Annotated in this window: 19 protein-coding genes and 2 pseudogenes; 11 read left to right on the top strand and 10 right to left on the bottom strand. The window is 70.1% G+C overall.

Annotated elements, in window-relative coordinates; genetic code table 11:
- Positions 1 to 2: 2 nt before the first annotated feature.
- On the top strand, positions 3 to 815 hold the full coding sequence (gene nudC, locus GBA65_RS16805) for an NAD(+) diphosphatase (RefSeq protein WP_166397543.1): 813 nt from the start codon (positions 3 to 5) through the stop codon (positions 813 to 815).
- Between the two features lie 13 nt (positions 816 to 828).
- Here the strand turns inward: nudC and GBA65_RS16800 are convergent, their stop codons facing one another.
- The gene (locus GBA65_RS16800; RefSeq protein WP_166397542.1) at positions 829 to 3,732 is read right to left on the bottom strand and encodes an EAL domain-containing protein; all 2,904 of its coding nucleotides are present in this window, start codon (positions 3,730 to 3,732) and stop codon (positions 829 to 831) included.
- Positions 3,733 to 3,930: 198 nt separating this feature from the next.
- On the opposite strand from GBA65_RS16800, the gene GBA65_RS16795 reads away from it, so the two are divergent.
- From GBA65_RS16795 to GBA65_RS16780, 4 genes are all read left to right on the top strand, one after another.
- Positions 3,931 to 4,428 (top strand): DUF427 domain-containing protein, encoded by a 498-nt coding sequence (locus GBA65_RS16795; RefSeq protein WP_407691108.1) that lies wholly within the window; start codon positions 3,931 to 3,933, stop codon positions 4,426 to 4,428.
- A 4-nt stretch (positions 4,429 to 4,432) separates the two neighbouring features.
- Positions 4,433 to 5,071: a pyridoxamine 5'-phosphate oxidase gene (pdxH, locus tag GBA65_RS16790; protein ID WP_166397540.1), complete on the top strand. Its 639-nt coding sequence runs from the start codon at positions 4,433 to 4,435 to the stop codon at positions 5,069 to 5,071.
- Between the two features lie 74 nt (positions 5,072 to 5,145).
- Positions 5,146 to 5,976: a fumarylacetoacetate hydrolase family protein gene (locus tag GBA65_RS16785; protein ID WP_166397539.1), complete on the top strand. Its 831-nt coding sequence runs from the start codon at positions 5,146 to 5,148 to the stop codon at positions 5,974 to 5,976.
- Positions 5,977 to 5,980: 4 nt separating this feature from the next.
- Entirely contained in the window at positions 5,981 to 7,384 is a 1,404-nt protein-coding gene (locus GBA65_RS16780) for an FAD-binding oxidoreductase (protein ID WP_166397538.1), read from the top strand.
- A gap of 3 nt (positions 7,385 to 7,387) precedes the next feature.
- Here GBA65_RS16780 and GBA65_RS16775 read toward each other — a convergent pair whose 3' ends face one another.
- Positions 7,388 to 7,831 (bottom strand): PaaI family thioesterase, encoded by a 444-nt coding sequence (locus tag GBA65_RS16775; protein WP_166397537.1) that lies wholly within the window; start codon positions 7,829 to 7,831, stop codon positions 7,388 to 7,390.
- Positions 7,832 to 7,954: 123 nt separating this feature from the next.
- Between GBA65_RS16775 and GBA65_RS16770 the strand changes: the two genes are divergently transcribed.
- From GBA65_RS16770 to GBA65_RS16750, 5 genes are all read left to right on the top strand, one after another.
- Positions 7,955 to 9,598, top strand: coding sequence for an acyl-CoA mutase large subunit family protein (locus GBA65_RS16770; protein WP_228281416.1), 1,644 nt, complete (start codon positions 7,955 to 7,957; stop codon positions 9,596 to 9,598).
- A 149-nt stretch (positions 9,599 to 9,747) separates the two neighbouring features.
- Positions 9,748 to 10,143 (top strand): cobalamin B12-binding domain-containing protein, encoded by a 396-nt coding sequence (locus GBA65_RS16765; RefSeq protein ID WP_166397536.1) that lies wholly within the window; start codon positions 9,748 to 9,750, stop codon positions 10,141 to 10,143.
- Between the two features lie 194 nt (positions 10,144 to 10,337).
- A complete protein-coding gene (locus GBA65_RS16760) occupies positions 10,338 to 11,111 on the top strand; it encodes an enoyl-CoA hydratase/isomerase family protein (RefSeq protein WP_166397535.1) in 774 nt (257 codons plus the stop codon).
- Positions 11,108 to 11,521, top strand: a complete 414-nt coding sequence (locus tag GBA65_RS16755; protein WP_166397534.1) for an acyl-CoA thioesterase — start codon at positions 11,108 to 11,110, stop codon at positions 11,519 to 11,521. Before GBA65_RS16760 ends, GBA65_RS16755 begins: the two co-directional genes overlap by 4 nt.
- Positions 11,522 to 11,535: 14 nt before the next feature.
- Positions 11,536 to 12,267 carry a GNAT family N-acetyltransferase gene (locus GBA65_RS16750; protein WP_166397533.1) on the top strand — a complete coding sequence of 244 codons (732 nt, stop codon included), beginning with the start codon at positions 11,536 to 11,538 and terminating at the stop codon, positions 12,265 to 12,267.
- Between the two features lie 24 nt (positions 12,268 to 12,291).
- Here the strand turns inward: GBA65_RS16750 and GBA65_RS16745 are convergent, their stop codons facing one another.
- From GBA65_RS16745 to GBA65_RS16735, 4 genes and pseudogenes are all read right to left on the bottom strand, one after another.
- Positions 12,292 to 13,815 carry a glycosyltransferase family 117 protein gene (locus GBA65_RS16745; RefSeq protein ID WP_228281992.1) on the bottom strand — a complete coding sequence of 508 codons (1,524 nt, stop codon included), beginning with the start codon at positions 13,813 to 13,815 and terminating at the stop codon, positions 12,292 to 12,294.
- Between the two features lie 41 nt (positions 13,816 to 13,856).
- Positions 13,857 to 14,243 carry a DUF3037 domain-containing protein gene (locus GBA65_RS16740; RefSeq protein ID WP_166397532.1) on the bottom strand — a complete coding sequence of 129 codons (387 nt, stop codon included), beginning with the start codon at positions 14,241 to 14,243 and terminating at the stop codon, positions 13,857 to 13,859.
- 373 nt (positions 14,244 to 14,616) lie between these two features.
- A pseudogene (locus tag GBA65_RS26695) lies at positions 14,617 to 15,057 on the bottom strand (HipA family kinase); the annotation flags it as partial.
- 32 nt (positions 15,058 to 15,089) lie between these two features.
- Positions 15,090 to 16,265 carry an MFS transporter gene (locus tag GBA65_RS16735; RefSeq protein ID WP_207955846.1) on the bottom strand — a complete coding sequence of 392 codons (1,176 nt, stop codon included), beginning with the start codon at positions 16,263 to 16,265 and terminating at the stop codon, positions 15,090 to 15,092.
- A 259-nt stretch (positions 16,266 to 16,524) separates the two neighbouring features.
- Here GBA65_RS16735 and GBA65_RS16730 point away from each other — a divergent pair.
- Positions 16,525 to 17,099: pseudogene (locus GBA65_RS16730) on the top strand (bifunctional DNA primase/polymerase).
- 46 nt (positions 17,100 to 17,145) lie between these two features.
- On the opposite strand, the gene GBA65_RS16725 reads toward GBA65_RS16730, so the two are convergent.
- Genes GBA65_RS16725 through GBA65_RS16710 form a run of 4 tightly spaced genes read right to left on the bottom strand, consistent with a single transcriptional unit; the run spans position 17,146 to position 23,179 of the window.
- Complete coding sequence (locus GBA65_RS16725; protein WP_166397531.1) at positions 17,146 to 18,909, bottom strand: CocE/NonD family hydrolase; 1,764 nt, start codon at positions 18,907 to 18,909, stop codon at positions 17,146 to 17,148.
- Positions 18,910 to 18,953: 44 nt separating this feature from the next.
- On the bottom strand, positions 18,954 to 20,555 hold the full coding sequence (locus tag GBA65_RS16720; protein WP_166397530.1) for a fatty acyl-CoA synthetase: 1,602 nt from the start codon (positions 20,553 to 20,555) through the stop codon (positions 18,954 to 18,956).
- 51 nt (positions 20,556 to 20,606) lie between these two features.
- Positions 20,607 to 22,262 (bottom strand): long-chain fatty acid--CoA ligase, encoded by a 1,656-nt coding sequence (locus GBA65_RS16715; RefSeq protein ID WP_166397529.1) that lies wholly within the window; start codon positions 22,260 to 22,262, stop codon positions 20,607 to 20,609.
- Positions 22,259 to 23,179, bottom strand: coding sequence for a CoA transferase (locus GBA65_RS16710; RefSeq protein WP_228281414.1), 921 nt, complete (start codon positions 23,177 to 23,179; stop codon positions 22,259 to 22,261). The genes GBA65_RS16715 and GBA65_RS16710 overlap by 4 nt, the downstream gene beginning before the upstream one ends.
- Positions 23,180 to 23,348 lie beyond the last annotated feature (169 nt).

The raw sequence follows: 23,348 nt of genomic DNA, 5'->3' as shown, positions 1-23,348 counted from the left end.
GCATGTCCCAGAACAACATCGGGGCGGCCTACTGGTTCGCCTTCCGGGGCAGCGCGCTGCTGGTACGCGAGGAGGGGCCGGTCCGCGTCCCGGAGGCGGCGTCTCCTGAGGAGCTGGATCTCGACCCCTACCCCTACAAGCCCGTCGGCAGCCTGGACGGGCGGCCCTGCTACGCCGTCGACCTGGACTCGGACGCCGAGCCGCCCGAGGGGACCGTCTTCCGGGACCTTCGCGGGCTGTTCGCCACGATCGACGAGGGCCTGTTCCGGTTGGCCGGACGCGCCGTGCAGATTCTGGAGTTCGACCGGACGCATCAGTTCTGCGGCCGGTGCTCAGCCAGAACGGTCCAGGGGCCGGACGAGCTGTCGAAGAGGTGCACGCGGTGCGGGACGGTCTACCATCCGCGGCTGAGCCCGGCGTCGATCGTGCTCGTGAGGCGCGGGGACGACGAGCTCTTGCTCGCCCGCTCACCCGGCTTCCCGAAGGGGATGTACAGCGTGCTCGCGGGCTTCGTCGAGCCCGGGGAGTCCATCGAGGAGACCATAAGCCGCGAGGTCCTGGAGGAGGTCGGGGTCGAGGTCCGGAACGTCCGGTACTTCGGGAGCCAGCCCTGGCCCTTCCCGCACTCGCTCATGATCGGCTTCACCGCGGACTACGCCGGGGGGGAGATCGAGCCGCAAGCCGGTGAGATAGAGGACGCCGGCTGGTACAACATCGACGCCCTGCCGGACCTCCCGCCCAGGGTCAGCATCGCGCGCGCCATGATCGACGCCTTCGTCGCCGAGAACGGCCGCGACGGCTCGTCGCGGGGGTAGGAGGAGCTCGGGGTCAGGCGCGGGCCAGGCCGCCGGCCGGGGAGCTCGCTGGCCTCGCGATAAGGTAGCCCTGGGCGAACGTCGCGCCGTTCTCCCGCGCCCAGGCGAACTCCCCCTCCGTCTCGACGCCCTCCACGATGGTGTCCACCCCGAGGCCCCGGGCCATCTCGAGGACCTTCCCGGCGACCAGGGCCTTGTACGGGTCGGAGTCCACCCCGCGCACGAGGTGCATGTCCAGCTTGATGAAGTCGGGCCTGAGGCGGTGGATCATGTTGAGGGACGAGTAGCCGCTCCCGACGTCGTCGAGGGCGACCCTGAAGCCCTTCTCGCGGTAGAAGGAGGCGATGTTCTTCAGGTGGTCGACGTCCCTCGTCTCCTCCGTCTCGGTCACCTCGAAGACGATCCTCTCGGGCGAGATCCCCGACTTCTTCACGGCCTCGACCGTCGAGCGCAGGCAGAACGCGGGGTCGTATACGGCGGTCGGTGTGAAGTTGACGAAGAGGTTCGTCTCCACCCCGTTGCGCACGGCTTCGCGGATGGCGGTGCGCCTCGCGGCGAGGTCGGTCTGGAAGAGCATCCTGGAGCTCTTGGCGGCCTCGAAGATCGTAGTCGGCGGTACGAGATCCCCTTCGGGGCTCACGCCTCTGAGCAGGCACTCCTGCGCGAAGACCTCGGACGGGTCCTCGACGCGCACGATGGGCTGGAAGTAGCTCGTCAGCCTCCCCTCGGAGAGCATGTCCAGGAGCCAGCCCGAGCCGCCGAGGGAGGAGATCTGGGTGAGGGACTGCGCGCGGGGTATGTCGCTCACCGTGAGCTCGTCCCCGCCCGGCTTGAACAGGGCGCGGGTGTCCTCGGACTCCTGGCCGGTGAGGACCGCCGAGAGCGCGGAGAGAAGCTCCGTCAGGCGCCCGTCGTCGAGCCTGACGACCATGGAGTAGTCCCTGGCGGTCTCGACGGTCCAGCCCCCGGCGCGCAGGTGCCGGTAGGTCTTGCTCAGGGTGTGGTCGAGCGGCAGCCACAGGTAGAGCCTGCCGGGGCCCGCGAGCTTCTCCGGCAGCGTCTCGCACTTCGTGCACCGCCCGTTCGAGGGGCCCTCCGAAGCGCAGCCCCCGGCGGGCTTCTGTACCTGCTCCCCGCGCCGCCTGGATCTTGGTCGTTCGCCGCCCGGGTCACCCTTACCGCCGGTGCTCCCGACCCCGCCCGCCGGGCGTCTCGGGGCCGCGCCGCCGGCGCCGCGGACCTCGTAGAGGCCCTCGCCGTGTCGCTTGGAGCGGTACATCGCGTTGTCCGCCTCGCGCACGAGGTCCTGGGGCCTGACGCCCTTCGGGTCGCCGAGGGCGACGCCGATGCTGGCGGTGACGGAGACCTCGCGTCCGGCCAGCTCGATCGGGGCCCGGAGCCCCTCCGAGACGCGTTCGGCTAGGCTCGCCGCGTCCTCCGCCCCGGAGACCTCCTCCAGCAGGACGATAAACTCGTCGCCGCCGAGGCGCGCCACCGTGTCGCCGGGCCTCGATCTCTGCTTGAGGCGTCTCGCTACCTCGACGAGCAGCTCGTCGCCTGCCTCGTGGCCCAGGGAGTCGTTCACCTCCTTGAAGCCGTCCAGGTCGAGGAACAGGACCGCGATGTGGCTGTCCTTGCCCCCGGCGCGCTCCAGGGCGTGCTCGAGGCGCTCCATGAACAGGGCCCGGTTCGGCAGGCCCGTGAGCCCGTCGTGGAACGCCCGGTGCTTGAGCTGCTCCTCGAGCTCCTTGCGGCCCGTCACGTCGGTGTGAGAGCCGGACATCCTGTTCGGCGCGCCGCTCCCGTCGCGCAACGAGGCGCCCCTGGTCAGGATCCAGCGGTAAGAGCCGTCCCTGTGCAGGAGCCGATGCTCCAGCTCGTAGTGCTCCGTGCGGCCGTCCAGGTACTCTTGCAGGGCGCTCATCACCCGCTCCAGGTCCTCGGGGTGTATCCTCCCCCGCCACGCCTCGACGCCGCTCTCGAGCTCGTGGTCTCCGTAGCCGAGCATCTCTTTCCAGCGGGGAGAGAGGTAGACCTCGCCGGTCGTGAGGTCCCAGTCCCAGATCCCGTCGTTCGAGCCGCGGATGGCGACCTCGTAGCGCTCCTTACTCTTCCTGAGGGCCTCCTCGGCCTTCTCGCGCCCGGTCACCTCGGTGACGTAGCCGACGATCTCCTTCGTGGGGGTCCGCCCCTCGGGCTCGAAGGGCATGGCGACGTTCGCGAACGAGCGGTCGCCGATCCGGGAGGAGAACTCGACGGTCTCCCCCGCGAAGGCTCGCTCGTAGGCCGGCCGTACCGTGCCGAGAAACTCCGGCGGAAAGACCTCTTCGAGCCTCTTCCCCGCGATGCGCTCCGTCGTCACCCCGAACTGCTCGGCCAGGGCGCCCTCCACGTAGGAGGGGTACATCTCCCCGTCCTCGCCCATCTTCCAGCGGAAGACGACGTTCGGCAGGATGCGGATGATCTCCTCGTACTCCGCCGAAACCCTGACCCTCGCCTCCTGCGCGTCCCTGCACTCGGTGACGTCGTTCTGCACCCCGACGTAGTTGGTGAGCCTCCCCTCCCGGTCGCGCACCGGGGCGAGGTGGAGCTCGTTGTAGAAGGGGGTGCCGTCCTTTCTGTAGTTTCGAACGACAACCCGGCACTCGCGCCCCTCCCTCATGGCGTCCCGCAGCTCGCCGAGGGCGGGCTGATCCGAATCGTCGCCCTGCAGGAAGCGGCAGTTGCGCCCCAACACCTCGTCCTCCCCGTAGCCGGTGATCGCCTCAAACGCCGGGTTGACGTAGATGATGGGGTTGTCGTCGCGCGTCGCGTCGGTCAGCACGATGCCGTTGGAGCTCGCCTCCAGGGCCATCTTGAAGAGCCTCCGATCGTCTCCCTCGTGCTCGTCCCCGAGCACCCCATCCGCGCGTTCCATGTAGGAATTATCGGACGGGCCGGGGGAGGACTTTAGCGCGGGGTACCTCCGGTCCCCGCCGGACCGCCCGGTGCCCCCTCGTGGCCCTGCCCGGCGGTGCTTCGCCGGGCGAACGGACCCCCGTCGCGGCCGGCCGCCGTCGCCCCCGGTACTCCCTCGTATAATCACCCTCGCACCGAACGATTTCTAGGAGGCCGTATCGTGGCTCGTCAGCGCGTGGAGCCCGGCCCGGGGCAGGAGTCCGTCTGGGACTACCCGCGCCCCCCGAGGCTGGAGGACGTAGGGAAGAAGGTCAAGGTCGTGTTCAACGAGGTGACGCTCGCGTACACGACGCGCGCCAAAAGGGTGCTGGAGACGAGCCACCCGCCCGTCTACTACATCCCGCCGGAGGACATCCGCATGGAGCACCTCACGCTCGCGGACGGGACCTCCTTCTGCGAGTGGAAGGGGGCCGCCCGCTACTACGACGTCTCGGTGGACGGAAAGACGGAGGCGCGGGCCGCGTGGTTCTACCCGAACCCCGTGCCGGCCTACCGGAGCCTCAAGGATTACGTCGCGTTCTACCCGTCGAGGATGGACGCCTGCTGGGTCGGCGGGGAGAAGGTCGAGGCGCAGGAGGGGGACTTCTACGGCGGTTGGATCACCCCGGAGATCGTCGGCCCCTTCAAGGGTGCCGCGGGCACCTGGGGCTGGTGAGCGTTTGACCGACCTCCGGAGCCTCCGCAAGGAGTACACCAGGGCCGGCCTCCGGGAAGGAGACCTCGCCCCCGACCCGATGGAACAGTTCCGCCGCTGGTTCGACGACGCCCTCGCAGCAAGCCTCCACGAGCCGAACGCCATGACCGTCGCCACGGCGACCCCGGACGGCAGGCCCTCCGCGCGCGTCGTCCTCCTCAAGGGCTTCGACGAGCGCGGCTTCGTCTTCTACACGAACTACGAGGGCCGCAAGGGCCGCGAGCTCGAAGCAAACCCGAGCTGCGCGCTGGTCTTCTACTGGGGCGAGCTCGAGCGTCAGGTACGCGTGGAGGGTCGGGCGAGCCGCGTCCCCGGCGAGGAGTCCGACGCCTACTACGAGAGCCGACCGCTGGGGAGCCGGCTCGGGGCGTGGGCGAGCGCCCAGAGCCGCGAGGTGGGGGAGAGGGCCACGCTGGAGGAGCGGCTGCGCGAGCTCGAAGGGGAGTACGAGGGGCGGGAGGTTACCCGGCCGCCGTTCTGGGGCGGCTACCGGGTCGAGCCCGAGGTCGTGGAGTTCTGGCAGGGAAGGGAGAACCGGCTGCACGACCGGCTCGCATACCGGCGCGCGTCCGGCGGCTGGGAGGTCGTCCGGCTCCAGCCGTAGGGGCGGCGGGGGGCCCTCTCCCCCTGCTAAGATGGCCGCGCTCGGGTCGTGTTATTCGCGGGAGAGGAGATGCGATGAAGCTGGTTACGTACTCGACGAACGGCGGCGCGCCGCAGGTGGGGGAGATCGAGGGCGGGCAGATCCACCCGGTCGGCGGCCCCGGGACGACGATGATGGAGATCATCGAGCACGGGCGCGACGCGGAGAGGGTGCCTGGCGGCGGGCCGGTGTCGATGGAGTCGGCACGCATCCACGCGCCGGTCCTCAACCCGCAGAAGATCATCGGGATCGGCCTCAACTACTCCGATCACGCGGCAGAGACGGGCGCCGAGATCCCCGAGAAGCCGATAGTCTTCGCCAAGTACGCGAACACGCTGGTGGGGCAGGGCGACGCCATACGCATCCCGCCCATCACCCAGAAGGCGGACTACGAGGTCGAGCTCGCGGTGGTCATGGGGCGCGCGGCGAAGAACGTCTCCGAGGCCGAAGCCCTCGACTACGTCTTCGGGTACACGAACTGCAACGACATCTCCAGCCGCGACCTCCAGTTCTCCGAGGGCGGGCAGTGGACGCGGAGCAAGTCCATCGACACCTTCTGCCCTTTGGGGCCGTACATCGCCACGCGCGACGAGGTCCCCGACCCGCAGGCCCTCAACCTGCGTTGCACCCTCAACGGCGAGGTCATGCAGGACGGGACGACCGCGAAGATGATCTTCTCCGTCGCCCAGCTTATCTCGTTCCTCAGCCAGGGCATGACGCTCCTGCCGGGCGACGTCATCACGACCGGCACCCCTCCCGGCGTCGGGGCGGCTCGCGACCCGCAGGTCTTCCTGAAGCCCGGCGACGAGGTGACGGTCGAGGTCGAGGGCCTCGGGAGCCTGACGAACCCGGTCGAAGCCGGGTAGCGCCGTGAACCTCGTCTCGGAGCTCGGGAAGATCCTCCCCAAGGGCCGCGTCTCGGCCGGGGAGGACGAGCTGAAGCGTCACGGCGGGGGCTTCTTCACCTACCACGCCCCGCACCTGCCCGACGCCGTCGTCTTCCCTCGCAACCGGGAGGAGGTCCTGGAGGTGCTGCGCTTCGCGGACGAGCGGGGCGTCCCGGTCGTCCCGTTCGGGCAGGGGAGCAGCCTGGAGGGGCACACCGTCCCCGTCCGGGGCGGCATCAGCCTGGACATGAACGGGATGGACGAGATCCTCGAGATCCGCCCCGACGACTTCCTAGCGAGGGTCCAGCCGGGGGTGACGCACGGGAAGTTGAACGCGGCGCTCGCGGAGCACGGGCTCCTCTTCCCGGTCGACCCCGGCTGGGACGCGGCCATCGGCGGGATGGCCGGGACGAACGCCAGCGGGACGAACGCGGTGAGGTACGGGGTGATGCGGGATCAGGTCCTCGGGCTGGAGGTCGCACTCCCGGGCGGGACGGTGATGAGGACCGGGGGCCTGGCGATGAAGTCCTCGGCTGGCTACGGGCTCACCGGCCTCTTCGTCGGCTCCGAGGGGACGCTCGGGGTGTTCACGGAGTTGATCCTCCGCCTCTACCCGATCCCGACGCGCATCCTCGCTGCGCGTGCGGTCTTCGGCGGCATAGAAGAAGCGGCTGGCGCGGCGGTGGCCATCATCCGCAGCGGCATGAAGATCGGGCGCGTCGAGCTCGTCGACGCCCGCACGGTCGAGGCCGTCAACGCGTACAAGGGCACGGACTACGCCGTCGAGCCGACCCTGTTTCTGGAGTTCAGCGGGGGCGAGGGGGGCGTCGAGGAGGACGTGGCGAAGGCGCGGGAGATCGCGCGGTCCAACGGCTCCCTCACCTTCGAGTTCGAGGAGGACGAGGCGGCCCGGGAGAAGCTCTGGGAGGCCCGCCACGAGGCCGGGCTCGCGATCCAGAACCTGAACCCCGAGAAGAGCCCGATGTCCACCGACGTGTGCGTCCCGATCTCCGAACTCCCCGGGGCGCTCGGGCACGCCCGCGACGCGATAGCCTCCCGCGGCCTCGACGGGGCGATCCTCGGCCACGTCGGCGACGGCAACTACCACGCCGTCTTCCCCGTGGACCGCGACGACGAGGAGGACCTGAGGAGGGCCGAGGAGGTCAACGCCGAGATCGTGGACTACGCGCTGGCGCGCGGCGGCACCTCGACCGGCGAGCACGGCATCGGCTCCGGGAAGATGCGCCACCTCCAGAGGGAGCACGGCGACTCGCTGGCGTTCATGCTCGGGATAAAGGGGCTCGCGGACCCGAACGGGATCATGAACCCCGGCAAGATCTTCGCGAGCGCCGAAGGGGCGCGCGAGCTCTCCGGAGAGTCTTACTAGGGCCTAGCTCGGGCGGGCTTCCTGCTTGCTGCGGAAGAGCTTGTAGACGCCGGTGCACGTCGCGCCGAGCCTGCCCCGCTCGTCGAAGATCTGGCCCTCCCCGAAGACCAGGCCCCCGCCGCGGCGCAGGACGCGGGCGGTACCCTCGATCCTGCTCTCCGCCTCGACGGCGTCCACGAACTGCACGTTCAGCGTGATGGTGACTTGGCCGATCACGCCCTCGTCCCAAGTCGACTCGACGGCGGCTCCCAGGAGCGCGTCGAACATGTAGCTGACGATCCCGCCGTTCACGTGCCGGGGCGAGCCACCCCCGCCCCGGTGGTGGTTCTCGACCCCGAGCTCCACCCTTGAGACGCCGTTCTCGGCCTCCAGAAGCTTGAGCCCCGGCCAGCGGAAGAAGTCGATCTCGTTCCAGGGTATGCGGCGACGCCCGATCGCGGGGTCCATTTTGTGCGCGTCGTCGGTCACGGTGGGCGACGATAGCACAAGTCGTGGCTGGCGTCCCGGCCCCCTGTGCTACAGTTCGTGCTTGAAGCATAAGGGGATCTTCGAGGCCTAAGGGGAGGCACTTTGGATACCGAGAAGAAGGCCAAGGACCGCTGGCGGGAGGCGTACGAGGGCAGGGGCGAGCGCGACGCCGAGTTCTCGACGATGAGCGGGGTGCCCATCAAGCCCCTGTACACCCCGGACGACGTCGAGGGCGACTACGACGACAAGCTCGGGTATCCGGGCCAGTACCCCTACACCCGCGGCGTCTACCCGAACATGTACCGGGGCCGCCTGTGGACCGTCCGTCAGTTTGCCGGCTACGGCTCGGCCGCCGAGACGAACGAGCGGTTCCGCTACCTTATAGACCACGGCCAGAACGGCCTCTCCGTCGCCTTCGACATGCCGACCCTCATGGGCCTCGACTCGGACTCCCCGCTCTCCCTCGGAGAGGTGGGCACCGAGGGGGTCGCCGTCGACTCCCTGGAGGACATGGAGAAGCTCTTCGAGGGGATCGACATGGGCGAGATCTCCACCTCCATGACGATAAACGCCCCCGCCCACGTCCTTCTCGCCATGTACGTCGTCGCCGCCGAGAAGCAGGGCGTCCCGCCGGAGAAGCTAGCCGGCACGAACCAGAACGACATCCTCAAGGAGTACATCGCCCAGAAGGAGTGGCTCTTCCCGCCCGAACCATCCATGCAGGTCTTCAAGGACATGCTCGTCTACGCCACCGAGCACATGCCCCGCTGGAACACGGTCTCTATCTCCGGCTACCACATCCGCGAGGCCGGCTCGACCGCGGCGCAGGAGCTCGCCTTCACCCTCTCGGACGGCTTCGCCTACGTGGAAGCCGGGATGGAGGCCGGCCTCGACGTCGACGACTTCGCCCCGCGCCTCTCGTTCTTCTTCAACTCGCACATAGACTTCTTCGAGGAGATCGCCAAGTTCCGCGCGGCGCGGCGCATCTGGGCGACGGTGATGAAGGAGAAGTACGGCGCCAAGGACGAGCGGAGCCTCCTCATGCGCTTCCACACCCAGACCGCCGGCGTCTCCCTCACCGCCCAGGAGCCGTACAACAACGTCGCGCGCACCGCCTTCGAGGCCCTCGCCGCCATCCTCGGCGGGACGCAGAGCCTGCACACCAACTCCTTCGACGAGGCGCTGGCGCTCCCCACGGAGGAGGCGGTCCGCGTCGCCGTCCGCACGCAGCAGATAGCGGCCCTGGAGACCGGCGTCACGAACACGATAGACCCGCTCGGCGGCTCGTACTTCGTCGAGGCGCTCACCGACGAGCTGGAGCGGCAGGCCTACGACTACTTCAAGCAGATCGAGGACATGGGCGGGGTGGTGCGCGCCATCGAGAACGGCTTCCAGATGGAGGAGATCGCCGAGGCGAGCGCGCGCTACCAGCGGGAGGTAGAGTCGGGCCAGCGCCACATCGTCAACGTCAACATCTACGAGCCAAAGGACGAGTCCGACGTCGAGACCCACCGCGTGGACCCGACGGTCTCCGAGGGCCAGGTGAAGCGCCTCAAGGAGCTGAAGGAGAGGCGCGACAACGGACGCGTCGAGGAGTGCCTGGAGGCCGTGAAGAAGGCCTGCCGCGAGGGCGAGAACGTCATGTACCCGACGATAGAGGCGGTCCGGGCCTACGCGACGGTCGGGGAGATCTCCTCGGCCATGCAGGAGGTCTACGGCACCTACCGCGAGACGCCGGTAATATAGGGCTGGTCAGCCGGTCAGCCAGCCGCCCATCGACCGACGGCCGACAGGCGGTCCTAACCGCCGAGGAAGCGGCCGGAGGGGAGATCGCCGGGCGCCCGGTCGGGGGCTGAGGGCTGGTTGCTGGTTTCTGCCGACGGAGGGAGGCGTTCGTGGCCGATACGATACGGGTTGTGGTGGCAAAGGTCGGGCTCGACGGGCACGACCGGGGGGCCAAGATCATCGCGCGCGCCCTGAGGGACGCGGGGATGGAGGTGATCTACACCGGCCTCCACCAGACCCCCGAGCAGGTGGTCGAGGCGACCATCCAGGAGGACGCCGACGCGATAGGCGTCTCCATACTCTCCGGCGCCCACATGACGCTCTTGCCCCGCATCATCGACCTCCTCAAGGAGAACGACGCCGAGGACGTGCTGGTCTTCTGCGGCGGCACCATCCCGAAGGAGGACATCCCGAAGCTCAAAGAAGCGGGCGTCGGCGAGGTCTTCACCCCCGGAACGCCGACGAGAAAGGCCGTGGAGTACCTCCAGGGCCAACTCGTGGGCTAACCCGGTTCGCCGAACGCGCGGGCTCGCGTGGAGCCACAACGCGCTCGACGCCACCGCGGAACACGTCCATCGCGCCGGGAGAGCGTGTGGAGATCTCCGCCGAGCGGTGCCGGCCCTCGTTCACTAGACTATCGGGGGTGCGTAGAGACGCTAGGGGTGGCCGGGATCTCGGCCGTCGTGAAAGGGAGACCGCATTGGATTTCGTGAAGGTGGAGCGTGAGGGCGCCATCGCCGTGCTCACCATCGATCGCCAGGACAAGCTGAACGCCCTGAACCCGCAGGTGGTGGAGGAGATCGGGCAGGCGCTCCTCGACCTGGAGGCGGACCCGCCGCGCGCGATCGTCGTGACCGGCGCCGGGACCCGGGCGTTTATCGCGGGGGCGGACATCGCGGTGATGAGCCGGATGAGCCCGATGGAGGCGAAGAGGTTCGCCGAGCTCGGCCACGCGGCCACGGCGCTCCTCGACCGGAGCCCGGTGCCGACGATCGCGGCGATCAACGGGTTCGCCCTCGGCGGCGGCTGCGAGGTCGCCCTGGCCTGCGACATCCGGATCGCGGCCGAGAACGCGACCCTTGGCTTCCCGGAGGTCTCCCTCGGAATACTCCCGGGCATGGGCGGTACGCAGCGTCTTCCCCGGCTCGTAGGCCCCGGCATCGCGAAGGAGTTGATCTTCTCGGGGAGGCGCATCAAGGCCGAGGAGGCGCGCATGATCAACCTCGTCAACCGCGTCGTCCCCGAGGGCGAGGCGCTGAACGCCGCGAAGGAGCTCGCCGGCCAGATCGCCGCGAACGGCCCCCTCGCCGTCCGGATGGCCAAGGCGTCGGCGAACCGCTCGCTGGACGTCGACCTGATCAGCGGCCTGGAGTACGAGGCCGACCAGTTCGGCCTGCTCTTCTCCACCGAGGACGCGAGGGAGGGCATGGGCGCCTTCGTCGAGAAGCGCAAGGCCGAGTTCAAGGGGAGTTGAGCGCCCCCGCGACGCACGAGACGAAGTTCCGCGTCCGCTACGGCGAGACCGACGCGCAGGGCATCGTCAACAACTCGAACTACCTCTCGTACTTCGAGGTCGGCCGCGTGGAGTGGCTCCGCGCGGCGGGCCTCTCGTACCGGGACCTGGAGCGGGCGGGCTACGGCTTCGTCGTCGTGGAGGCCCACGCCTTCTACAAGCGCGCCGCCCGCTTCGACGACGCCCTCGTCCTGAAGACCAGCCTCGCGGACTTCGGCAGGGCCTCGTTCTGGTTCGAGTACGAGGTCCTGCGCGACGGGGAGACCGTCGCCACCGGACGCACCCGCCACGGCTGCATCGAGATAGGGACCGGCCGCCCGAGCCGCGTCCCCGAAGAGTTCGTCGCCCGCCTCTCGGGGAGCGCGCCGTAGCACCGACGCCCGAGATGCGCCGCCTGGCCGCGCTCCTCCCGGATACCCCGCGCTTTCTGGAGACGCGCGGGATGTTGCTCGAGGGGTGCTGCGAGATCCTGGGCTCGGACGAGGGAGGCGAAGGTGGGCCGAGCTTCGTCGCGCGCGGCCTCTACCCGGAGGAGAAGCTCGTCTCCGTCGTCGGGCGCCCGCCGGACGAGTGGGTGGCAGAGGCCGTGGCCCGCAACGAGGGCTCGGGCGCGGTCATAGCGATGCCGGAGAACGCAGCGTCCGTCGCGCGGACCCTTCCCGGCTGGGAGATGCAGACCGCCGTGCTTCACCGCCTCGGGGAGGGCGGGCTCTTATGGACTCCTCGGGGCGACGTCCGGATGCTCTCCGGTCCGGAGGGGCTGCGCGCCCTGCCGTCCGGTCTCAGGGCGGGGCTCGGGGCCGAGCTGGAGGGCGTCCTCGGCAGGGGCACGCCGCTGGCGGCGACGTTCGTCGGGGGCGTCCCCGTCTCGTTCTGCTACGTGGCCTCGGAGACGGAAGGGCTGTGGGACGTCTCCATAGACACGCTGGAGGGGCACCGGAGGCGCGGGTACGCCGCGTCGTGCGCCGCGTTCATGGTGCGGCACATGCGCGAGACGAGGGGCAAGGAGCCGGTCTGGGGGGCCCTGGAGACGAACGCGGCCTCGATGAACCTCGCGGCGCTCCTCGGCTTCGTCCCCGTGGATCGCTACTTCGTCCTCGAACCCTCCGGGGGCTGACGCGTCCCGACGGGCTCCGGTCCGTCAGGCTCCCTCTCCCGGCACCACCCTGTACAGCATCTTCCCCTCGACGGGTTCGAGCTCGTAGCCTCCGTCCTCGAACTGGCGCGTCTTGCCCTCGTTGGGGTAGAGGATGTAGAAGCGGCCCTCCCGGATTGCAGCGGCGGCCTCGGCGCCCTCCTCCTCTCCGTTGGGCTGGACGAAGTTCCACACCTGTATGTCCGTGCGGCGCCCCTCGACGAGCTGCATGTAGCTCAGCGGGCCCCTGTGCTGGATGACGATGGAGTTCGGGGCCGTGCGGGTGGCGACGGCCTCCAGGATCCTGCGCCCCTCGTAGTCCTCGCTCATATCCACCGCGCTGTAGGTCTGCGGCAGGCCCCGGAGCGCCAGGACGAGCGCGAGCGCGGAGAGCGCGACGACGGTCGCCGTCTGGACCCTCCGAGACCCCCCCGAGAGGCGTCCGGCTCCGCGCAGGGCCGCGGCGAGGCCGACGCTCGCCCACACGGCGAGGATCGCGTACGTTGGGATAAAGTAGTAGTGGACGTCCTCGATGTCGTACTCCAGAGCGTAGAAGAGGAAGCCGCCGTAGGGGAGGGCGAGCAGGACGAACGCCGCCCGGTCGCGAAGGAGGGTGTACGCGACGCCGACCAGCGCCGCCGCCACGACGGCCAGGGGGAGCTGGCCGGAGAGGTGGTCCAGGTACATCTGGAGCCTTCCTGGCAGCTCCTCGGGGCCGAAGACCCACATCTTGTCCTTGAACTCGCCGCCCGTGAGGAGGTCCTTGAACCGCTCCCAGTTTGACGGGTCCTCCACGTTCATCGGAGGGTTCATGCGTGCCCTAAGCGGCAGGTAGGCGTAGGGGACGAGGGCCACGAGGAAGAGCGCCACGCCCTTGACGATGATCTTCCAGTCCAGGATCTTCCTGGGCTCGACGAGGAGCACGAAGGCGGCGGCGGTCGGCAGCAGCAGGCCGCTGGTCAGGTGGTGCGTCATGGAGAGGCCGAGGACGACGGCCGCGAGCAGGAGGTACCCATCCTCCCGCTTCTCCCGCCACATGAGCAGGACCACGAACGCGAGCGCCAGAAACAGGACGTGCAGGGTGTAGACCTCGGCGATCACGGCCTGGCTCCAGAACAAAGGGCTCGTCCCGAACGCCAGGGCGCCGAAGGCCGCCGCCACGACGCTCCCCCCGAGGCGTAGCCCCACGGCGTAGAGCCCCGCGACCGCCAAAGCCCCGAAGACGGCCGAGGCGAGGTTCACCCTGTAAGCGACCTCCCCGACGGGCAGGTAGGTGAAGAGGTGCGTGAGGATCGTGTAGGTCGGGTAGCCGGTCGGGTGGCTGATCCCGAGGACGTAGGCGATCGACGGCAGGACCGCCGAGTCTTTCATCTCGTCCGTGTAGTAGAGGACGGTCGGGGCGAGGGTCAGGAGGTACAGGAAGAGGGCGGCGAGCCCGACGCCCACGCCCACGATCCACGCCGGAGAGCCCAGGCGGCGGGCCGCGCCCCTCGCCCTGGCCTTCTTGCCCGGTTTCGCCAGCGTCTCCACCAAGCCGAGAGGCTACCACAGGGGCCGGAGTCGTTTAAACCTCAGCCCGGCGGCAGAACCATGACGCGCAACAGGTGCTCGAGGGACGCCTCCGGGTCCTCGGAGAAGCCCGTGTGGACGGGGGAGGGCTGGACCACGGCGCTGCGCGGCGCCGTGAGCCACCCGAAGCGCTGGCTCCGGGGCATGAGGCCCACGTAGCCCGCCCCCGGCCCGCCCTCGCAGACGAGCCGGGCGACCTCCAGGTGGGAGAGCACGGCCTCGTGGTCCGCCCCCGGATCCAGGGCCGAGAGGCGGGTGGGGTCGAGGTGGACGCGGGCGTCGAGAAAGCCCCTCAAGGCGCAGTGGAGCACGACGCCCGCGTTCAGGAACTCGCCGCGCTCGACCCTGGGGACCACCCGGAGCACCGCGTACTCGAACAGGTCGCTCACGCGCCTCCGCGCGCCTCTTCCAGCGCGCCCACCCACGTCCGCGGCCCTTCAGCCGGGCCGAGAGGTACGCCACGTAGGCCTCCCGGACGGGCCCCACGCCCGCGAAGCCGGGCTCGCCGGCGAGCCACTCGTCGGGACGAGGCCCACCACCTCGCGCAGGACGTCCCCCGTGAGCAGGGGGCGAGGGCCCCGTCCGCCTCCCGCAGGCTGCTCGCGAAGGGGAGCAGGACGTGCTCGCGCGTGGCGACGTAGGGGCGCTGGCTCGCGGCGGCGAGACCCGGTCCCCGAGGCCCGGCCAGTTGTGGTGGAAGTAGAGCGCGGCCCCGTGGTCTATAAGCCAGAGGTTCCCGTGCCAGACGAGGAGGTTGGTGTTGCGCGGGGAGCGGTCGACGTTCTGGACGAGGGCGTCGAACCAAACGATGCTCGACGCGAGCTCCGGACCCGGCGGCGAGACGAGCGGGTCGAAGCCCAGGGAGCCCGGCAGGTAGTCCAGGGCCACGTTCAGGCCGCCGCTCGCCCGGAGCAGGTCCTGTATCTCGGGGTCGGGCTCCGTGCGGGCGAGGTCCGGGTCGAGCTCCGCGTAGACGATCTCCGGCACGTTCAGCCCGAGGAGCCGCGCGATCTCGCCCGCGACTACCTCCGCCACGAGCGTCTTCCGTCCCTGCCCCGCGCCCCGGAACTTCAGGACGTACGTGCCGAGGTCGTCGGCCTCGACGATCGCCGGCAGCGAGCCGCCCTCGCGCAGGGGCGTCACGTAGCGCGTCGTGTTGACGGTCCTCAGGGAGCTGCGCCCTGCCTGCGGGTCGGCGGTCATTCCGGGGAGCTTAACACCGGGCGGGCGGCAGGTTAGGACTTCTCGCGAGCGTCATAGCGGAGGCGGGCGAAGCCCGCCGACAAGGTCAGGGGGACGGCCACGAGCGCGGCGAGGGCGAAGAGCGTGCCGAAGGAGCCGGCCTCAGCGAGCGGGGCGGCGGCGAACGTCGCGATGGCGCTGCCCACGAACAGGGCCGCGGCGAAAAACGAGATCACCGTCGCCCTCGCCTCCGGCACGACCTCGGTGGCCCACGTCTGGAGCGTCGAGTGCATGAACGCGAAGCCGCCGCCCACGAGGCAGGCCGCGAGCGAGATGCCGACGAGGTTCTGCCCCGCGGCCCCCGCCGCGTACCCGAGCGCGAGCAGGCCGCCGCCCGCGAGCAGCAGGATGTGCTTGCCGAACCTCTCCGAGACCCCCCTGACGAGCCGCGTCCACCCGAGCGTCGCGACCCCGAAGAGCCCGACGACGAGCCCCGAGACGGCGGCGCTGTAGCCCGCGTACTCCAGCGCGGGGGCGAGGTAGGTCAGAAAGCCCAGGATGACCCCGCCCTCGACCAGCGCCAGCCCCACGACGAGCCCGGCCCAGGGCTTGCGTACCGCGAGGCCCAGCCGGGCCAACGGCCCCGCCCCGACCTCCCTCTCCGGCTCCGGCAGGCGCGAGAGCAGGAAGAGGCCGAGCGCCGCCGAGACGAGGACGGGGGCCGCGAACGCCACCCTCCAGTACCCCAGGTACGCTGCCAGCCCCGCCGCCGCCGTCGCGAGCGCCGTGGCGACCGCGCTCGTCGCGAGCTGGTCGGCCAGGGCCCTCTGGCGAGCGTTTATGGGGACCGTATCCCCTATGTACACGAGGGAGGCCGGGATGATCGCGGCGAACAGCCCGCCCGAGAGCGCCCGGCCGACCACGAGCGCCGTGAGGTTCGGGGCGAACGCCGAGACGAGGCCCGGCACGAGGACCGCCACGAGCGACAGCCGTATCACCCGCACCCGCCCGAGCTTGTCCGAGAGCGTCCCCCAGACCGGCTGCATCGCCCCGTAGAGCAGGTAGTAGAGGCTCGCCGCCCAGGCGACTTCCTCCAGCGAAGCCCCGAGGCTCGCCGCGATCGTGACCAGCATCGGCGCCGCCGCGAACCTGTCGAAGGTGCTCAGGAACGCCGCCGCACGCAAGAGCCGCAGCCGGCCCTTCAGCTCCGCGTAGCCGACCTCCTCCACCCCTAGCTGGCCCGTTCCGCGCGGACCGTCCCCCGTCCTCCCGCCATACCGCTCATCCTCTTAAGCTCGACGCCGTGCCGGACGACGGCCACCCCTCGCCGGGCGCCGATGTGTCCCCGGCCATGGTATCCGAGTACGCCCCGCCCGTTTCGCGGTTCTCACCCCCGGTCGGCGGCGCACCCCCGGCCCGAGGGGCAGGTGATGGGGGCGGCCCGGACCGTGCCCGGCGTGCGCCAACGATCGGCCGCGCGTGCGTAGAATGGGCGGCGTGGAGGGCGAGGGGAGCATCCGGAACGCTTCGCCGCTGGCGAGGGCGGCGCTCGCGTACGCCCGCCGGGGGCTGCCCGTCTTCCCCTGCGAGCCCCTCGGCAAGAGGCCCCTCACCCGCGACGGCTTCCGGGACGCGAGCGCCGACGCCCTCGTCGTGGGGCGCTGGTGGTCCCGGTGGCCCCGCGCCAACATCGGCGTGCCGACCGGCGAGCGGAGCGCCCTGCTGGTCCTCGACGTCGACCCGAGGGACGGGGGGCTCGGGAGCCTCGGAGACCTCGAAGGGACCTTCGGACCGTTGCCCGCGACGACGAGGGCGGGGACGGGGGGCGGGGGAGAGCACGTCTTCTTCCGCTACCCGAGGGCGGGGCACGCAACAGCGCCTCCTGGGTGGGGCCGGGGCTGGACGTGCGGGGGGAGGGCGGCTACGTCGTGGTCCCGCCGAGCCGCACGGGAGGGCCGTACCGGTGGACGGAGCGGTCGCCGCTCGCAGAGGTCCCCGCCTGGCTGCTCGGGCGCATGAGGGGGCCCACGAGGACCTCGCTCGGGGAACGGCCGCTGTTCTGAGGCCGCTGTTCGGGTCCTCGCAGAAGGTCCTCCCGGCGGCTCGGCTCTATCCGTCCACGACGGTCAGGGTGATGCTGCTCGGGCGTTCGGGGTCGTGGAAGACCTTCTGGTGGGCAACCTCCGTGCGCGAGCTGTTCAGGCCGTCCTCCCCGGTGTTCAGGTTGCGGTCCCAGCGGGGGAAGGAGCTGGAGGTGATCTCGACGCGAATGCGGTGGCCCGGGCCGAAGGTGATCCCGGTCGCCCACAGGTCGATCGCGTATTCGTAGACGCGACCGGGCTCTATCGGCGTGGGCTCGACAGGGGTGATCTCCCCCGGCTTCGCGTAGCTCTCGCGGGCGCTCGCCCGAATGATCCCGTCCGTCACGGCCATCGCGCGCCCGTCCGGGTGCACGTCCACGAGCCGCGCCACGAAGTCGGTGTCCGGCGCCGAGGAGGCCGCGAAGAGGGTCGCGTAGACGTCCCCGATCGCCGTGTAGCCCCCGGAGAGCTCCTCGCTCGTGTACACGAGCACGTCCCCTCTCTCCTCGTTCGGGCGCTGGTCGCGGGCGCCGGGCCGGTAGACCGCCGGCATCAGGAGGGCGCCGCCTATCGTGGGGACCGGATCCCGCGGGTCGTAGTCGTACTCGTCGGGGGGGCCGCCGGCCTCGCGGGGTTTCTCGCGCGAGAGGACCCCGCCGGGATGGAGAAACCACTTCTCCTCCCTGGATCCGGGGACGGGCCACTCCTCATAGCCGCGCCAGCGGTTCTCGCCCATCACGAAGACCTCTACGGGGGATGTTCCCTCCAGCCCCTCCTCCCGCCCCTTGAGCGTCGCGTCGAACCACCTCGTGTGGTACTCCGTGACGTCTCCGCGGTAGTTCAGGAAGAGCCCGGAGGCGGCGAAGCCGAAGTCGAGGTCGCCGACGAGGCTCGGGAAGGCGACGGCGTGGTGCCAGGGCCCGATGAGCATGCGTGGGGGCCGCGTCCCCCAGCGTTCCGCCTTCTCCTTCATCGCCCGGTACTGCGCGAGCGTCTCCCCGAGAAAGATGTCGTACCAGCCCCCGATATGGAAGGTCGGGGCCGCGACGTTCTCGTACCGGTCGTCGACGTTCAGGTAGCGCCAGAGCTTCGAGGTGACCCCCTGCTCCAGGGCGTCGAACATGTACGGGACGACGCCGGCGGGGTCCGGAAAGTCTTTGAGCGGCAGCGTGTCGAACTCCCTCGGAAAGTTGTCCACCACGTCGACGAGGGCCGGAAGACGCCTGACGAGCTCCTCGGGGTCCCCGCCGTAGAGCCGGAAGAGCGTCTCGGGGGCCAGGATGCCCTCGGACCAGTACAGCCGCAGCCCGAGCTCGCGGGCGCCGCCGCGCATGTGGGCGCCGTTCAGGTAGTTGCCGTAGGTGATGCCCGGGGCCATGCTCTTGAGGGAGGGCGGCTGCGTCACGGCGGCCTGCCACTGCGTCATCCCGAAGTACGACGCCCCGTACATCCCGACGCTCCCGTCCGAGCCCGGGAGGCGCGCGGCCCACTCGACCGAGTCGTAGCCGTCCTCGAACTCGTTCACCGAAGGCTCCCACTCGCCCCCGGAGGCATAACGGCCCCGGACGTCCTGCACCACCACGATATACCCGGCTTGAGCGGCCTTTATGGGGTTCAGGTAGGTGGTCGCGACCGGCAGGTCCTTGCCGTACGGCTGGCGGGTCAGGAGAACCGGGTACGAGTGGGCAGCGTCGCTCCCCGCGGGCCGGTAGACGTCCGCCATGAGGGTCACGCCGTCGCGCATCTCGGCCGGCACGTTCTTCTGGACCACGACCTCTTGGATCCGGGTCATGCACTTCCTTTCGGTTGGATGGGGCTCGCGCGCGGCCCGCGCTCCTAGGGCTCGCTGGGGCCGGCGGATATCCTCGAGACCTCGCCCGCGAAGCGGGAGCGGAGCTCGCGTTTCAGGATCTTGCCGGCCGTGTTGCGCGGCAGGTCCTCGACGAAGAAGACGTGCTTGGGGACCTTGAACGGGGCGAGGCTCCGGCCGGCGTGCGCCTTCAGGCCCTCGGCGAGGGCGTCGTCGGGCTCCACCCCCGCCTTCGGGGCGACGACGGCGGTGACGGCCTCGATCCACTTCTCGTCCGGGAGCGCAACGACGGCGACCTCGGAGACCGCCTCGTGCCCGTAGAGGACGTCCTCGACCTCCCTCCCCGAGACCGTGATGCCTCCGGTGTTGATCACGTCCTTCACGCGGTCGACGACGTACAGATAGCCCTCCTCGTCGAGGTAGCCGAGGTCGCCGGAGTGGAACCAGCCGCCGCGAAAGGCCTCCTCCGTCTCCTCGGGCTTCTCCCAGTAGCCCGAAAGAAGCTGCGGGGAGCGGTGCACGATCTCCCCGTGCTCGCCCACGGGAACGTCGTTCATCTCCGGGTCCACGACGCGCGTCTCGACGTTCAGGACGGGGCGCCCGACGGAGGCGAGCCGCTCCTCGGTGATCTCGTCGGGACGCAAGGCCGTGGCGAGCGGGCCGATCTCGCTCTGCCCGTAGCAGTTGTAGAACCGGGGGGAGGGGAGCCTCTCTCTGAGCTCCCGGAGCACGGGGACGGGCATGATCGAGGCGCCGTAGTAGATGCTCCTGAGGCTGGAAAGGTCGCGCGCGTCGAACGCCGGGTGCCGAAGCAGGGAGATCCAGACGGTCGGCGGCGCGAACATCGAGCCGATCCCCTCGTCCTCCACGAGCCCGCAACAGAGCTCCGGGTCGGGCTTCCCGACCACGAAGTTCGTGGAGCCCAGCAGGAGGGCGGGCATGAGGAAGACGTGCATCTGCGCGGAGTGGTAGAGGGGGAGCGAGTGGAGCGCGCGGTCTTCGTGGCGGAACTCCAGGGCCTCGATGCAGCTCGTGTAGTGGGCGAGGCACGCCCGGTGCGAGAGCACGGCCCCCTTCGGGGCGGCGGTGGTCCCGGAGGTGTACAGGATCTGCGCCGCATCCTCCCCCGCGAGCTCGACGCCGGGCTCCGTCGCGTCGCCCCCGCCCCGCGCCACGCCCAGGACGTCGAAGCCGTCCCCGTCCAGCAGGGTGCCGTGGATCGAGGCTTCGGTCCTGCCACGCACGGCGTCCACGTTCCCCCCGAGCGCCGGGTCGTGAAAGAGCGCTCTGGCTCCGGACTGGTCGAGGATGTACAGGAGCTCGTCGCCGGCGAGGGCGAAGTTGACGGGGACGTGGATCAGGCCGGCCCTCGCGCAGCCCAGCCACAACAGGACGTAGGCGTCGGAGTTCATGCCGTACGCCGCGACCCGATCCCCCTTCCCGAGCCCCCGTTCCAGCAGGGCGTTCGCAACGCGGTTTGCCCCGGCGTCGAGCTCGGCGTAGCTCCAGCGGCGCTCCCCGAAGACGACGGCGTCCTTCTCGGGGTTGCGGACGACGGAGCGCCCGAGGGCGTCCCCGATCGTGTCCCGGCGCGCACGGGCCACCGTCCGGCTCATCTCCTCCTGCATCGCCGACCTCCTCCCCGGGGAGGCCCCCGAGAATCTACTTTGCTCCTCCCCCTAGCTCTTCGCGGCGGGGCTGCCGGTGCTCGGGGTGTAGTCCTTGAACTGCTCGCGCAGGGCCATCTTCAAGAACTTGCCGGTCGCGGTCTTCGGGATCTCCTCGACGAACTCGTAGGCGTCGGGGAGCCAGAACTTCGCGAAGTCGCTCTCGAGGTGTTTTCTCAGGTCCTCGTCGGTGACCGTCTCGCCCTCATTGAGGACGATGGCGGCCAGCGGGCGCTCGTCCCACCTCTCGTGGGGCATGGCGATCACGGCGGCCTCGGCGACGGCGGGGTGGGCCATCAAGGCGTTCTCCAGCTCGACCGAGGAGATCCACTCTCCGCCGCTCTTTATGAGGTCCTTGGAGCGGTCCGTGATCTTGATGAACCCGTACTCGTCGATGGTGACGACGTCCCCGGTCTTGAACCAGCCGTCCTCGGTGAACTTGTCGTCGCCCTCGTCGGTGTTGAAGTACTTCTTTATGACCGAGTGGCCCCGGACCTCGAGCTCGCCCATCGCCTGGCCGTCCCACGGGATGATCCCCTCGTCGCCGCGCGCCCTGACCTCGACGAACGACGTCGGGTAGCCCTGCTTGGCCCTGTACTCGAGCTGCTCGTCTTCCGGGAGCTCCTTCATCTCCAGCGTGAGCTTGGCGACGGAGCCTATCGGGTCCATCTCCGTCATCCCCCAGGCGTGGATCACCTCTATGCCGTGCCGCTCGTCGTACGCCTTTATGACGCTCTTGGGCACGGCCGCCCCACCGATGACGAGCTGCCTGAGCGCCGAGAGGTCGTGCTCTCCCTGCTCGGCGTCGAGCGCCCGCAGCATGGCGAGGTACACCGTCGGCACCCCGGCGGTGAACGTCACCCCCTCCTGCTCGTAGTCCTCGATGAGGCTGGCGGGATCGAGGTGCGGCCCAGGCATCACCTGCTTCGCCCCCACGAGCGCCGAGGTGAACGGGAGCCCCCAGGCGTTGACGTGGAACATCGGGACGACCGGCAGCACGCAGTCGTCCGGGCCGAGCGAGAAGGCGTTCCCCATCGCGCTCATCATCGAGTGGAGCACGATGCTCCGGTGCGAGTAGAGCGCCCCCTTGGGACGCCCCGTCGTGCCGGAGGTGTAGCAGAGCGCCGCGGCGTCGGTCTCGTCGGGGTCCGGGTACTCGAACTCGCCCTCGTCCGCCCCCGCCAGAAGCTCCTCGTACGGGATGGCCCAGTCGGGCAGGTCGGCGCCGTCGCCGTAGTTGAAAACGACGACGTGCTGGATGGATTCGGCCTTCTCCCTGAACTTCTCGAAGACCGGGACGAGCGGCTCGTCCACCATCATTACCTTGTCCTCGGCGTGGTTCGCGATAAAGGCGAGGTCGTCCTCGTGCAGGCGGGGGTTGAGGGTGTGCAGGACGGCGCCGGCGCAGGGGATGCCGAAGTACGCCTCGAGGTGCCCGTAGGTGTTCCAGGCGAGCGTCCCCACCCTGTCGCCCTCCCCGACCCCGAGGCCCTTCAGGGCCACCGAGAGCTTCTTGGCGCGCGAGACGAAGTCGGCGTAGGTGTAGCGGTGGAACGACTTGTCCGGCCTGCGCGTCACGATCTCCTTTCTGGAGTACAACTGGTCCGCGCGGCGCAGGATCGCGGGCAGGTTGAGCTTGTAGTCCATCGTGAGCCCTTGAAGCGTCATCTCTCCTCCGTCATCGTCGTGGTTCGATGTTCCGTGCCCGGCCTGCCGTCGGGGGGCGTCCCCTTCAGCGCGGCCACGGGCAGGTCTCGCGCGGACGCCCAGTCCTCCCAGTGCGCCGCCGTCTCCCGCCTGAAGATCCCCTCCAGGTCCTCCCTCCCGGCGTCGCCCAGCCCGAGCTCCGCGCGGAGCTTCTCCCAGAAGTGCGGCTCGAGGGCCGCGACGGCGATCCAGCCGTCCGAGGCCTCGTAGAGGCCGTAGCCCGCGAACCCGCCCCCGAGGTGCGCCCCGGGCGCCGTGATCCCGTAGCGCAACGGCTCGGCGAGGTACGCCGCGGCCTCCGAGAGCGGCACCTCCACGTGCGCGCCCGCCTCTCCGATGCCGCGCTCGCGCCCGATCAAGAGCGCGAGCGCCTCCGAGACGGCCCGCTCCGCCCCCGCGAGGTCCGCGAGCAGCGAGCGCGGCATCTCCGGCGGCGTGAGCAGCCCGTGGTCCGCGAGGTACGTCAGGTCGTGGCCGGGCTCGTCTCCGCGGGGCGAGGGGTAGCCGGTGATCGCGACGCCGCACAGGCGCGGGTGCTTCCGGCGCAGACCGTCGGGGTCGAGCCCGAGCCTCTCGAGGGCCCCGGTCCGGCTGGAGGTGAGGAAGAGGTCCGCCCCCGCGAGGTAGCCCTCGAGCAGCGCGAAGTCCCCGGCCTCCTTGAGGTTCAGCCGCACGACCTCCTGGCCCGTCGAGAGCGCCCGGTACCAGGCCGTGTTCTGGTGCATCAGGGGATCCCCCGACGGCGGCTCCACCTTGACCACCGAGGCGCCGAAGCCCCTGAGCCGGGCCGCCGCCGCGGGACCGGGGACGTTCACGGCCAGCGTGACGATCCGCAACCCCGAGAGCGGCCCCGAGGCGACGCCGGATGGCTCGATCACGCGGCGTACCCGCGCCGCAGCGCGGTCCGGAGAGCCAGCGGCATCTTGTTGTATCGGAGCACGCAGTCCCTTCCCCCGAAGGCATCGTGAGGGTTGATGGTAGCAGCACGATCGCGAGAGGGTCAAGATAGCGAGAGCGCGAGACACCCCGCGTCCGCGCTCCCCCGGA

The organism is Rubrobacter marinus, assembly GCF_011492965.1.
Classification (GTDB): Bacteria; Actinomycetota; Rubrobacteria; order Rubrobacterales; family Rubrobacteraceae; genus Rubrobacter_F; species Rubrobacter_F marinus.
Note: the sequence above shows the minus strand (reverse complement) of the source record. Positions and strands in the feature narration are given on the sequence as shown.

Excerpts from the sequence above, each read along its gene's own strand:
- GBA65_RS16775 (WP_166397537.1), bottom strand. The coding sequence starts at position 7,831 with ATGGACCCCGCGATCGGGCGTCGCCGCATACCCTGGAACGAGATCGAC.
- GBA65_RS16785 (WP_166397539.1), top strand. The coding sequence starts at position 5,146 with ATGAAGCTGGTTACGTACTCGACGAACGGCGGCGCGCCGCAGGTGGGG.
- GBA65_RS16750 (WP_166397533.1), top strand. The coding sequence starts at position 11,536 with ATGCGCCGCCTGGCCGCGCTCCTCCCGGATACCCCGCGCTTTCTGGAG.
- GBA65_RS16720 (WP_166397530.1), bottom strand. The coding sequence starts at position 20,555 with ATGCAGGAGGAGATGAGCCGGACGGTGGCCCGTGCGCGCCGGGACACG.
- GBA65_RS16800 (WP_166397542.1), bottom strand. The coding sequence starts at position 3,732 with ATGGAACGCGCGGATGGGGTGCTCGGGGACGAGCACGAGGGAGACGAT.
- GBA65_RS16715 (WP_166397529.1), bottom strand. The coding sequence starts at position 22,262 with ATGACGCTTCAAGGGCTCACGATGGACTACAAGCTCAACCTGCCCGCG.
- nudC (WP_166397543.1), top strand. The coding sequence starts at position 3 with ATGTCCCAGAACAACATCGGGGCGGCCTACTGGTTCGCCTTCCGGGGC.
- GBA65_RS16725 (WP_166397531.1), bottom strand. The coding sequence starts at position 18,909 with ATGACCCGGATCCAAGAGGTCGTGGTCCAGAAGAACGTGCCGGCCGAG.